Source organism: Clostridium aciditolerans (assembly GCF_016316925.1).
GTDB lineage: Bacteria > Bacillota > Clostridia > Clostridiales > Clostridiaceae > Clostridium_AM > Clostridium_AM aciditolerans.
This window is the reverse complement of the sequence record NZ_JAEEGB010000006.1, coordinates 67,865-81,139: the sequence shown is the minus strand read 5'-3', so window position 1 is coordinate 81,139 and position 13,275 is coordinate 67,865. Positions and strand designations below refer to the sequence as shown.

General features: G+C 30.4%; 8 protein-coding genes. All 8 read left to right on the top strand.

All coding sequences use genetic code 11. The annotated features are described in order from the left end of the window. The first annotated feature begins 38 nt into the window (after positions 1–38). Positions 39–1,784: a VWA domain-containing protein gene (locus I6U51_RS06095; protein ID WP_211141794.1), complete on the top strand. Its 1,746-nt coding sequence runs from the start codon at positions 39–41 to the stop codon at positions 1,782–1,784. A gap of 23 nt (positions 1,785–1,807) precedes the next feature. Beyond that, positions 1,808–5,215: a tubulin-like doman-containing protein gene (locus tag I6U51_RS06090; RefSeq protein WP_211141793.1), complete on the top strand. Its 3,408-nt coding sequence runs from the start codon at positions 1,808–1,810 to the stop codon at positions 5,213–5,215. Between the two features lie 66 nt (positions 5,216–5,281). Further along, positions 5,282–7,627 carry a hypothetical protein gene (locus I6U51_RS06085; RefSeq protein WP_211141792.1) on the top strand — a complete coding sequence of 782 codons (2,346 nt, stop codon included), beginning with the start codon at positions 5,282–5,284 and terminating at the stop codon, positions 7,625–7,627. A 302-nt stretch (positions 7,628–7,929) separates the two neighbouring features. Then, entirely contained in the window at positions 7,930–9,192 is a 1,263-nt protein-coding gene (locus tag I6U51_RS06080; protein ID WP_211141791.1) for a vWA domain-containing protein, read from the top strand. Between the two features lie 39 nt (positions 9,193–9,231). Continuing rightward, positions 9,232–9,879 (top strand): hypothetical protein, encoded by a 648-nt coding sequence (locus I6U51_RS06075; RefSeq protein ID WP_211141790.1) that lies wholly within the window; start codon positions 9,232–9,234, stop codon positions 9,877–9,879. 53 nt (positions 9,880–9,932) lie between these two features. Next, positions 9,933–11,210, top strand: a complete 1,278-nt coding sequence (locus I6U51_RS06070) for a TRAFAC clade GTPase domain-containing protein (protein WP_211141789.1) — start codon at positions 9,933–9,935, stop codon at positions 11,208–11,210. Continuing rightward, on the top strand, positions 11,165–12,334 hold the full coding sequence (locus tag I6U51_RS06065) for a GAP1-N2 domain-containing protein (protein ID WP_211141788.1): 1,170 nt from the start codon (positions 11,165–11,167) through the stop codon (positions 12,332–12,334). Before I6U51_RS06070 ends, I6U51_RS06065 begins: the two co-directional genes overlap by 46 nt. Positions 12,335–12,433: 99 nt before the next feature. Beyond that, entirely contained in the window at positions 12,434–13,270 is an 837-nt protein-coding gene (locus tag I6U51_RS06060) for a YARHG domain-containing protein (RefSeq protein WP_211141787.1), read from the top strand. Positions 13,271–13,275: the final 5 nt, after the last annotated feature.

Below are 13,275 nucleotides of genomic sequence, written 5' to 3'. Positions count from 1 at the left end.
TGTGATATAAACTAGATATAATAAGGAGTGTTATTATTGTGAAAACTAAAAATAAATGGATTTTGGCTGTAGCTTTAATATATGTATTTCAAATAGTTTTTATGCCATTTTCAAAGGTATATGCTAGCCAATCTTCATCTAATATGGACGTGATTTTTGTACTGGATTCCAGTGGTTCTATGAAAGAAAGCGATCCTGAAGAAATAAGAACAGAGGCTATAAAAATGTTCCTTGATATGGGACAAATGCAAGGAAATAAGGCAGGTCTCGTAGCATATTCAGATAATATAGTAAGAGAACATAATCTTGACAGTATAAATTCAACAGAAGATAAGGATAGAATAAAAAATATGGCTTCTAATATTCCTCTTGGACAAAAAACCGATACAGGATATGGTTTACTGGAAGCGGTAAAATTGTTGGATAGTGGTCATGAAAAAGGACATGAGCCTATGATAATCCTTTTATCAGATGGTAAAAATGACCCTCAGAGAAGTGCACAAGAATCTTTAAATGATTTAAATAATGCTCTTACCATATGCAAGAGCAAAGGTTATCCTGTATATACTATAGGTTTAAATTATGACGGTACCGTAGATAAGGCTCAACTTAGCGAAATATCTAATTCAACTAGAGGAAAAAATTACATAACTAATACTGCAGCAGATCTTCCTAATATTCTTACAGATATTTATGCAGATAATTCAAAGTTGAAAGTTCAAGATGGAGGCACTATTACTGGAAATGGAGATTTTCAAGATTTAAAAGTTTACATTCCAAACTCAAATGTGTTAGAGGCAAATATATCTATGCTTTCTGATAAGCCTATAGAGTTAAAGTTATTAGATCCTTCTGGTAAGGAGGTAGCAATACCATCATCAAATGCAGTTTTTACCTCATCAAAGAAATATTCGATGCTTAAGATAATTAAGCCTGCGGAGGGCCAATGGACTGTAAAAGTTAAAGGTGTTAGTGGAAGCAATATAAAAGTAAGTTACATATTTAATTATGACCTTCAAATACAAGCAAGTATTACTCCTAAGAATCCAAGTAAAGGGGATAAAGTAAATATAGAATCTTATTTTACAAGCAATGGCCAGAAAATATCCGATAAAGAGCTGTATAATAACATGAAAGCAAAACTTCTTATTAAGAATTTAAAGGACAACTCTCTTAAAGAAGTGCCGCTAAGTGCTGTAGAAAGCTCATTTAAAGGAGAATTTCAGCTTCCAGGGGAAGGGAAATATGAACTAAAAGTAAGAGTAGACGGAAATAGTTTTTACAGAGAAAGTGCAGCTATAATTATAGGGGATGAGAGTGCTAAATCTCAAGCAAGCGGAATTTCTAAAAAAGGTATATTTCAAAATCCTATAATTCTAGGTGTGATTGGAGCTATTTTGGCCGCTGCTTTAATTTATGTTATATATGTTTTTGTAAAAAAGAACCGCATACAGGGTTTTGGAAGAGTAGAGCTTCAAATTAGAGATGAAAATACTGCTGAAGTCTTACCACCTCAATTTAGGAATTTAGATGGTTATACTGGGAGCTTTACACTTTTTGATGTACTGGGGCTTAAAGAAGAATATTCAGAAACAGAGAACATAAAGTTTGTATTTAAAAATGATGATAGCATAGAATTAATTAATAAATCAGACTGTGTTATCCAAAAATCAGGTAAAAAGTTAGATAATGATTCTATAGTGACACTTTATAATAAAAATAAGGTAACAGTATTCTTAAATAAGGTGCCTAAAAGTATTATAGTGGAATTTCATGCTAAATAGGATGATAAAATGGAGGAATTAATATGAACACTAGAGTTAGAGAGCATCTCCAAGACCTTGATGTAAGCAAGGGTGGAGGAATTATAAGTGATAAAATACGTATTGAAACAATAGAAAATCCAGTACTTATAATAGGACTTGGAGGAACTGGTATAGATGCTATGCTAAGATTAAAATACCAGATCAGCAAAAGATTTATTTTGGAAGAAGACATTATTTCAAATACAAGAAAGGATAAGCCTAGAAAAGTAGAATTTTTAGGCTTTGAAACAAATCAAAAGGAAAAAACAAAAAGATATCCTGCTACAGGTGGAGTAGGTCTTGACCCTCAAAGTGAGCTTGTAATGTTATCAAATGCAGAGATAAGGTCTATCCTAAATGATAGAGCAATACTAGATGATTGTATTAAAGAATGGCTGGCACCAGAACTGTCCTCGGAAAGTGGTGCTGATGGTGCTGGTGGAGTCAGACAGATAGGAAGATTGCTTTTATTTACTAAAATTAATGAAATAGTTGATTGTATAGAAAAGAAGATAAGACTTCTTCAAGAAGATACTGACCAACCGCTTCATGTATTTATTCTTTCAGGACTTTCAGGAGGAACTGGTGGAGGAACTTTTATTGACATTGCCTACATAGTAAGAGGAATTATGCATAGCATAAATGGTGCTAAGGGCAATGATAGAGTTAATATTATGGGATATTTATTTACACCAGATGTTAATTTATCAAAGGCAGCTGACAATCAGTCTTCTCAATCTTATATTATAAAAAATGGATTTGCAGCTCTTAAAGAATTGGACTACCTTATGGGAATAGGAGATAGACATGAAAGGTTTAAACAAAAGTATAGAAATAGACTTACTGTTGACTCACCAATGCCTCCATTTAATTTATGTCACTTGATTTCTGCAACTAATATTGATGGCAGACCTATGAGTAACGCCTATGATTATTGTATGAATGTTACGGCAGAGAATATAGTAAACTTTATGTCTAATGAGGTAAGGGAGTCAGGAGGAGAGTTTGCAATACAGGACTATATTAGTAATTTAAAGCAAAATACTGACAACATGGCAAAACCTTATATGTCAAATTATAAGTATACAATGATAGGCGCATCTTCTGCAGTGCTGCCCCTTGAAGAAATAACCACATATCTTGCTTATAAACTTTTTGAGAAAATGCAATATATGTTTGATAATGTACCAACAGAGCAGGAGGTAGATGCAGTAATAAGACAACTGAAGTTGGATGAAGATGCAGTAATTGAAAGATTCGAGGAGCAACTTCAGAGCAGAAAACCTCTAACTGGCTATAAAAATAGAGAAAAATATAGCTATGATAATGTAATAAAAAAGCAATCAGTAGACATTGATGACGACATGAAGGAATATTTAAGGGACTGCACAAATGAGTATAATAAAGTAAAAACTCAGTATCCAGGTGAAGTTCAAAAAAATGTAAGAGAAATAGTAGATGGAATTTTTAAAGACGCTAAGAAGGGACCATTTTATGCATCAAGATTATTATTTTCAAGCAGTTTTTGTATTGTAAAGACGATAGAAGCAGAAATAACTTCACTACAAGAAAGACTTTCAAATATTTCCAGGGAAATAAAATTTGAGAGAGAGTTAGCTGAGGATAAGTTTATCGAAGCAAAAAAAGCAATTTTATTTACTAAGGAAAGCAAGAAGAATGACTATATAGAAGCGAAAAGTGAAGAGTATATACTAAGGTCTGAAGAAGAAAGAATCATGAGAATGATAGAGTTCTATAGCAAAGTAATTAGTGATTTAAGTGATCTAAATAACAAAATTTATAGAGTCTATACTGAAATACTTAACGAGTTAAACAAAATATTTAAAGAAGACGGGGATATACTTGCAAAGGGAGAAGAAATAGAAGGAGCACTAGGAAGAAGCTATTCTTGGACAGTAGTAAGTGTACCAGATTTAAAAGATTATATTGAAAATATAGTAAATAAAGAGACTGCTGATGAATTAGTAAGAAGATTTTCTAATAAGCTTTTAGAGGAGTCTCAAAAATGGTTAGATGAGGTTCGTATTGATATTGTAGGGTCAATATCTGATTTTGTATCTGAAGAATATGGAGGAGTAATAACTCAATCAATGGAAGAATTTTTGACTCTACAGTATGGAAAAGATGAGTCAATTATCAACATAGTTAAAAATCAAATTGCTCCTAGACTTGATAAAGATGCAGTTCCAATCTTCCATTTAAACAATATGGAGGCAATAAATTTTCCATCTTGGAGTATGGTTTCTGTTCCAAGAAATGCTAAAAAAATCCTTGAAGGAATTACAGAATATAAGAAAAATTCCAATACAGGTAATTCTTTGAATATAAAAGAGAGTATGGTAACTAATAGAATATTCTGGTTAAATACAAAAAATGGAGTGCCTTTATATTCTTATACTCCAATAAAGCACTATGAAGAAATATATGAAAATACATTATTTGAACATGATGGTATAGGAAGACACCTATATCAAAATGGGGATAAAAACTGGGTATATCTTCCTTCTCCAGTTCCAGAGCAATCATGGGGTACAACCTATGTAAATAAGAGATTAAAGAGCTATAATGCTGAGGTAAGAAGCTTATTTGATAGAGCTATAGAATTTGGATGTATTGTAAACACCGAAAAAGGTAGCAATGAAAAATATAAATGCAATGTTACTGAGTATTTTGACATTGATGAATTTATGAAAGATTATTCAATTAATCTAGAAAGTGATATTCTAAATGTAGGAGAGATAAAAAGAGCTATAGCAGATATTAAGAAGCTTTTAAAAGAAGGTCTTACTCCTGTGGAAAATCATGATATGCAGAAATATTATATTTTTGAAAGTAGTAATGAGGAAAAGGCAAAAAATAATTTAATAAGAACACCAGAACTTATTAAGTTAGTAAGAGCGGAAGTTGAAAAATATGAAAAAATTACTGCTAAAAAAGATGAACTTGAAAATATAATAAAAGATATGAGTAAAGCGGAACTAGACTTGGATAACTTCTTAAGAGCACTATATACAGACACTATAGTAAAAAAAGGATTGTTTTATGTTTATAATGGTGGAGAAGACAGCAAGGTAAATATTGAACCTTTTATAAATGCTTTAAAACAAAAGGAATACCAACATGAGGCTATATTCCGAAAATATGTTGCTCTTGAAGAAAGAGAAAGAATGATCGTGGACAAGACTTCTGATAAAAAGCTTGAGCAACTTTCAATGGAGGATGGAGCGGAAACTCTTATTTTAAATGTAAATGCATTACTAGAAAACATTAAAGAGATTGTAGAGGAACTAGATACTAGAAAATATCAATTGATAAACGGAGACGAGCTTTTTGCCTTCTATAGTGAAATACTTTCAAGGATACAGGAGGTAAGAAAACAGTTAGAATAATAGCTTTGAAGGTAAGGTTTAAACCTTGCCTTCCAGTTCCTTAATGTATATTTCGGAGGAATTTTTATGGAAAATATATTAAAGAGTTTTGCAGAAGAGTATGATTTGAAAATAGATAGAAAAATTTACAATGATGACTCTCAAAGAAGTGCAAATAATCCCATACTTTTTGTGTTTATAGGAAACAGCACTAGAGAGGCTTCTGAATATATTAGCAGTACTATCCAGGAAAGATGGGATAATGGACGGGGAATAGCATTCATTAATATATTTACAGATATTAATGAAGATAAAGATAACTCTTTTAATTTCCAGTTTAGTTGTAACTTATCTGATAAAAAGCATTTGAGAAAGAGTGTAAGAGATAAGTTTTATAACGATAAAAAATTTTTGCAAGACTTGAATAGCAAAATAACAATGGTAAGAGATAAAATACTATCTTATGGCAATTTGTTTAATTCCTTTGATGGAATAAATATTTCTGTAGTTACTATGGCAGATGATCCTTTAAATATAATACTTCCAGAAGTAACTTTACTTATTAGAAAAAGAATGCTAGAAGTTTTTAAGCTTAGTACCGCTGATCTTTATGTTTTAATAAAAGAAAAGAATATAGAAGATGAGTTTTTTTCCAAGGCAGCTTCAGTAAGCTTTTTTAGAGAGGTAGAATATATACAAAAAAATGACTTTATATTTGATGAAAAAATAGCTGTTTATGGAGAAGAACGAGAACTTCCAATAACCTGGCAAGGCCCTATATTTTACATGACATATTTACTAGAGGAGAAAAGTGAAAGAGGAACAATACCTGCTGCATCAATGAAAGATAATTATGAAATAATATCCTATATTAATCTTTTAAAGAACAGGAATGTTAGTATAGAAACTTATTTAGATACGGAAAATCAGCACTATGATAACAGTAGGTTTAAGGCAAATATAAATATTGATAAGTCTATAAATAGATACATTACAGCAGGACTTTCAAAGGTGAAAAGGCCAAATGGAGCTATTGCTGTAACAGTAGTAAGAGTTTTTTATGAAAGAATTCTAAAACAACTAGATGAGTTGTCAAAAAGAGATAGAGAATTTATAGCTAAAGCTTTAAAGACAGATGAGAACAGCATTGCATCAAGGGTAAAACCTATTGTGCCAAATAATATAACTGTAATGGATATGAATGGAATTATGATGTCAAACGCTTCTAATATAGAAAAAAGGCTTTCAAAGCTGACCTTAAGACAGGTGGAGGAAGGTTTATATGAAGATAGATGTGAGAACTTTTTTTGCCTAAACTTTAAAAATGTTGCGGAAAAAAATATTGAAAATATAAATTTGGAGAAAGAAATAAGAACTTTACTAAATGATAATATACTCAATAATCCTAAATTAGGACTATATTGTGCTTGGAAATGGACCTCTGATGAGGGTGAAGGTATAAAATACATAAGAGATAGCAGAAATTTAGTTAATAGACATATTGAAAATATAAAGAACGAAATTGAGAGTATATATGAGTCAAGGTTTATTGAAGGATTTAGTTTTAAGAAACTTTTCAGTAAAGGCGGAAATATACAAGAAGTAAGAAAAAAAATATTTTTAGATATATATGGTAAAAGACTTGAGCTCTTAAAACTAAGCATTTGTGAAAAAATTATGGAAAAGTATGAGGAAATCTTATTAAAAATTCATGATGAGATTTATGAAGAAATAAATCAACTTAACTTTATCGGTGAAGGAATTAAAAAGTATGAAGATGATATGATAAATCTTCAAGAGGAATATATGGCACAAAATGTGAAGATCTATTACAGGAATGTAATAAATAATATTATAGACAAACTTGAGAAAAATTACGGAAAAGCTTTTTACCTTGGCGATAAATATATTGGGAGTCTATCTCAGGATTTAAAAAAAGGGCAAGAAGAATTGCTACGTAAAATAATATATTTCTGCAATAGATATATTTTAACAGAACAGGAGTTTAATAAATCCTTCGAAGAAGAATTTAATGAAAGAGCAAATGTTAATGTAGAGGACTTGGGTAGTAAAGTACTTTCAAAGGAAGAGCTTTATCGTAAGCTTTATAATATTCTTGATAGTAATTCTGAACTCAAATGTTATTTAATGAATTATGATGTAAAGAGATATCAGGAAAAATACTTTTTTGGGGATTATAGCAGTGATTTTATAAAATACGCTTTTGATTTTGATAGAAAAACAAGAAATTACAAGATAGGATATATACATGAAAGAAGGAGCAGCGGTATTGAAAAATTAAATCTAATGGGTGGATTTGGAGTAAAGGACATTATATATGTAAGAAATGCAATTGACTTCTATAACTATTGCATAGAGAATGGGTATATGATGCATGGAATAGCTATAGAAAAATTGCCTAAAATAACTTGATTATAGGGCTCAAAGGCCGAAAGATAACTTATACGCCGGGATATGTTTCAAAACTTCAGCACGTTACAAACTTTTAGCCAGTCTAAAGCTTGTGTTTCAAGACAACCTAAGAACTTTCGAGAACTCGCTCTGCTCAAACAACTCTAAAGTTCTAAGGTTCTCTTAAAACCCTTCGCTAAGACCGGCACAAAGTTTTTAAATCTACTTCAGCTTTAGAAACATATCCCTCTGTATAAGTTAACTTTCTAGTTATTTTCTCTATAATTTAAAAAAAATTTAGAGGTGTATTGGAGGGGTACTGCTTGAAAGAAAAAAGAATAAATTTAACTATGACAGTAATGAGTTTAATTGGAGGCTGTATAGGATTTATTATTGGTGAAGTTTTGATAAATCTATATAGATACACATTACCCCACAGCCTTTTAATGGGACTGTATTTTGGAATATTGGCCTTATGTATAGGACTAATGTGTCTTATAGCAGAAATGATAAATCCAAGGCTCAATGGTTTTAGTTGGAAAAACAATTATTTAAAAACTTCGTTCAAATTTCTAATTCCATGTACTTTAGTTCTACTTTTTATATTTGGAGCACTCTTTCAATTTTTATATGAAGCTGGCACCGGGAAAATAAGAAAAATCAATGATGTTGTATTTGTTATAGACACATCTGGAAGTATGAGTAAAACAGATCCGAATAACGAAAGGTTTTCAGCGGCTTTAGATTTATTAAATAGCATGAATGAAGAAAATAGAGTCTCTTTTTATAGATTTGATGATACTTCAGAACAGATATTACCTATGACTGAAGTTACTGATAAGATGAAAAAGGATATAAAGGAAAAATTAAAATTACATGAAAATCCAAAAGGAAATACAAATATGGGAGATGCCTTGCAAAAAGCCTATGATGAAATAAAGTTAACAGAAAAACCTGATAGGAATGCAATGATAATTTTATTATCAGATGGCGGTGACACATATAATTTGGACAACAATTTTAATGAAATTATGAAGCCATTTAAAAGTACTGGAATACCTATATACACTGTTGGAATGGCTGATGGAAATAATTATTATATGCTTAAGAAAATATCAAGAGAAAGTAATGGAAACTACTATGGCGTGAAAGAAGCAAAGGACTTAAAAGGCATATTTAACAAAATATACAAAGATAGGCAGCAGCGATTACTCATGGATAAAAGAAATGGAGTTTATGAATCTTCAATTTTATATATAATGCTAAGAGTAATATTAATTTCGTTACTAGGATGTTTAATTGCTGTAAGTGTGAGTCTTGTATTTGATAATAAAAATCTATTAAAGGGCTTTTTATTAGGTGGTGCCATCTCAGGAATCGTAGCAGGGTTGATTATAGAGCTAGGATTTTTATATCTTCCATGGATTGGGATACTATATAGAGCTTTAGCGGATATAATTATGGCATTAGTTTTTACTCTTATTCCTATAAATATAGATGTAAAAGATTATTCAAAAACTACTTATATGGATAAAGAAAAAGATATTAATTTCAGCGGCAACAACAATTTTAACAGCTTCAAATAGTGATTTATAATTTCTGCTATATTAAAGGACGGTGTTACAATGAAAATAGTTGAGGTTCCCGATACAAGTTATGAGATATATGGTATGGATTATGAACTTGATAAGGAAAAGTTTAATATAAGGTGGAAATGGCCTAAAAATATAGACATAGTATATATACTAAAAACAAATTTTTTGGATGATTTTTCATTAGATAATATAAATGAAAACAATGTGAAGTTATATACCAGAGAAGAGTATAAGGAGTTTAATGGATATTGTGAAGCCATTAAAGAAATTAATCAATATAAATATTGGGTGTTTCCAGCAGTTGAAAGTGATGGAGAGATTTTGCTCATAAAGCAAGGTAATGGTAAAAATGAACTAATGATAAGTACAGGAAAGCCGGAAATTCTCTACGAGATTAAAGAGATAAAATCCATTAAGAGCTTTTTTTCAAAAGAAAAGTCTCTAGAAATTATAATAGATTCAGAAGTAGCTTTACCAAAAGATGCATTATGCTATGTAAAAAAATATGATTCATATCCCATCAATAAAGATGATGGGATATGCTTTGACTTTATTAACAATATTAATGCAGGCCGAAGCATTATGCCAGAAATAATAGTAGATAAAAATGAATATGTAAAAATTTTTATAAAAGATATAAAAAAGTATGGTAATATATATAAATTAAAGCAAAAGTAACTACAAAAACAAGTGATTAGTTACGTACTTATATATGGAAGGGGTATTAGTATATGGGGCTTTTGGATTTTTTTCGTAGTAACAATAGAAAACAAAACAACGATTATAAAAAAGCAACTTATGAAAAAGGACCCTTTATGATAAAATGTCCTTTTTGTTTCAAGAAGTTTAAAACGGATCAGGTGGTATTCAGAGCCTCACACTCAGAAAAAGGAGACCCTGAATATGAAAAGACAATAGACGAGCTGCTTAATCATTATAATAGGAAAATAGGTAAGGGGATTCTTGGAGAAATAAACCCTATAGTTAAACCAGAAGGTCTACCTGAAAGCAGCAAAATTAGGGTAGATGGAGTGCTTATAGAAATTAGAGATAAATATGATATCAATACCAGTGAGAGATTATGCCCTTATTGTCATAATGAACTTCCTGTGACCTCAGGTAGAGGTCCATCAAAGATCATTTCAGTTGTAGGGGCATCACAAGTGGGTAAATCAGTATATATGACAACACTTTTATATGTGCTTGAAAAGTATACCGGTGAAAGGATAGATGCATCCCTTATTGCAGGCAGTTCCGCTTATAATGATGAGATAAGAGAAAATCAGGAAAGAATTTTTGATAAAAATATAATGCTAGATCCAACACCTAAACAACATGTAGAGCCATTGATTGAAAACTTAAAATTTAAGAATGATAAAATACCACCGATTACTTTAATTTTTTATGATATTCCTGGGGAAGGAATGACTGATAAAGGATACATAGATAAGCATGGAGAGCATATTAAAAATTCTGATGGAATAATATTTCTTGTTGATCCACTTCAGATGAGAGCGCTAAGGAAAAAGATAAATCTTACTAATAGAGAATTGAAGGGTGATTTTACTGAGAAATACCAAGAACCAAAAGATATAATTGTATATTTATTTGAAAATTTTATCTCTAAACAATCTCATGAAAAAACTAGCATACCTACAGCAGTAGTAGTCACTAAGAGTGACATGCTGAAGAGTTTAAATGATGAAGAATATATAATTAAAAACAGCAATATATTTAGAAATTATGAACACGAAAAATTCTTTAATTTAAACGAGTATGAAAACATCGATGGAGAGGTTAGGAAGTTTTTGGGAAAAGTAGATAGTCCTTTTAAAGGGGCCATGGATACTTACTTCGGAGTTACGGGATATTTTGCAGTATCATCGCTAGGTTGTAATCCTCAAAATCTTCAGATAGATAGCAGCACCAATATAAATCCTTTAAGAGTAGATGAACCGTTCTTATGGCTGCTTTACAAGATGAACTATTTAGATGGAGGAAGAGAATAAAGATGATTCAACAGCATTATTACACAAGAGATCGGAAAGGAATATTCAGCAAAACTCCAGGCTATGATACAGTAGCTAAAAGTAAAAATTTAGAGGATGATTTTATAATTAATACTCTTCATGATTTATGCTTCTATGAAGCACCATCATCCCTTGCAGCAGAGGAGGATGTATTAAAATATCCTACATCTTTATTTTGTATAAACACAGAAGATAATAGAATGGTAGTTGGACAGTCAGTCTTTGCAGGTAAAGACTATACAGGGCAGAGAAATAGGTACTTTACTCATAATTATATAATTTCAGAAGAAGAGAGAAATGAATACATAGAAAATCCTGAAAAGGTGATATTTTCAACTGGATTTATGTTGAACTATAATTTAGATAAAGGAACTTTTTTACCAGAGGTCTCCAAAATTGAAAATAGTAACAGTGAAGATTGTTTTAGTTCAATAGAAGAGATGTTTTTAGCTACTGATATGAGCAAAAAAACCTTTTTGAATCTTATTAAGGCTTCCTTTGATGGAGCCAAGTATGGAAAAAACATATACATAGTGTTAGATTCAGATAACAAAAGTATAACAACATTGGCTAAAGGAATATTAAAATACCTATATAGAGCGATCCCATTTGAAGTAAGAAAAAAAACTGGATTTATAACCTATATGAAGGAGCCAAAAAATAAAAATCTAATTAACATAATTTTTTTATGCAAAGGGAGCATAAAAAGATTAACTACTGAAATAAAAGCAGGTTATGTTTTTGATCTAGCAGAGGGCAATTTCTATTTGGATGGTATCGATGAAGAAAATCATCTATTTATTGAATATGTTATGAAAAATATAGAAAATAAAGAAATTTTAAAGGATTTCTTTTATGAAGTGGACAAAGGTATTATTAGTGATAAGCTTAACATCTATGAATATGACAATATTCTTAAGCCTATTGACGAGAAGAAGAACTATAAAGATACTTTATCTACAGAGGATAAAATATCTTTAAGTGAAACAAAAGATAATAGTAACACCAAATATGAAAAAAAGGAAAATAACACAAGAAGCATTTATGCTATTTGGAGGAAGATTAAAAGTATTATTAATAAGAATAGTAATGACTCTATATAATAAAAAATGTACTTTTAAAAATAGCTGACTTCTAGATTTAATCAAATGATAGTTTAGGCCTATTAACCTTTGTAATAGAAAGTTAAGGTGGTTGATAAAATGAGTAATTGCAAAAAATGTGGTACACCATTTGATGAAAATGATAAATTTTGTGCTAACTGTGGCACAAAACGAGAATACGAAGATGAAAAGATAATTAATGAAAAAGTAATAAGCAGCATAGAAAATAAATTAGATGAAAATCTCCAAGTGCCTAAACCATATGAATTCAATGATAAACCTAGATATAACGAACAAACAGAACCTAAGATAGAAATTACGCAAGCTAATAGAGATACAGTAATAAAGCAAAACTCAAGGCCTAACACATCTGTAAATGATAAGGCAAAGAAAACTTTAAAGACAAATAATATAAAAGAGCAGCATATGGATGAAGTAAGTGAAGGAAAAAATAGAAGTTTTCTTATCATACTCGTGATTCTTTTTATTTTAGGGTTTATTGGGAGTTATGTATTTCTTATGAGCAATAATACTAAGAGTGACCCTAATACTGAAATTAATAATAATTCCACTGTAAACTCCCATAATCCAGACTCAAGTGGCACCAATGAAAGAGTTGACAGCAAATTAAATGAATACATACTTCCATATAGCAATGTAAAGCCTTTGGAATTACGCAATCTTAAAAATATGAGTAAAGAAAAGTTAGCGTTGGCAAGAAATGAAATTTTTGCAAGGCATGGTTATATATTTACTGATGACCCATATAAAAGTTATTTTAATAAAAAATCTTGGTATAAGCCTAATCCTAAATTTACGGGAGAAGGTAAACAACTTTCACCACTAGAAAGACATAATATAAAAATAATAATGACAGCAGAAGGTCTAGAAAAAAATTTAGCACCAAATTATGATGCGGATTATAATGATCAGTGATAATT

What these genes read in the sequence shown, in the direction of transcription:
- I6U51_RS06090 (WP_211141793.1), top strand. Translation starts at nt 1,808, where the DNA reads ATGAACACTAGAGTTAGAGAGCATCTCCAAGACCTTGATGTAAGCAAG.
- I6U51_RS06085 (WP_211141792.1), top strand. Translation starts at nt 5,282, where the DNA reads ATGGAAAATATATTAAAGAGTTTTGCAGAAGAGTATGATTTGAAAATA.
- I6U51_RS06075 (WP_211141790.1), top strand. Translation starts at nt 9,232, where the DNA reads ATGAAAATAGTTGAGGTTCCCGATACAAGTTATGAGATATATGGTATG.
- I6U51_RS06070 (WP_211141789.1), top strand. Translation starts at nt 9,933, where the DNA reads ATGGGGCTTTTGGATTTTTTTCGTAGTAACAATAGAAAACAAAACAAC.
- I6U51_RS06065 (WP_211141788.1), top strand. Translation starts at nt 11,165, where the DNA reads ATGGCTGCTTTACAAGATGAACTATTTAGATGGAGGAAGAGAATAAAG.
- I6U51_RS06060 (WP_211141787.1), top strand. Translation starts at nt 12,434, where the DNA reads ATGAGTAATTGCAAAAAATGTGGTACACCATTTGATGAAAATGATAAA.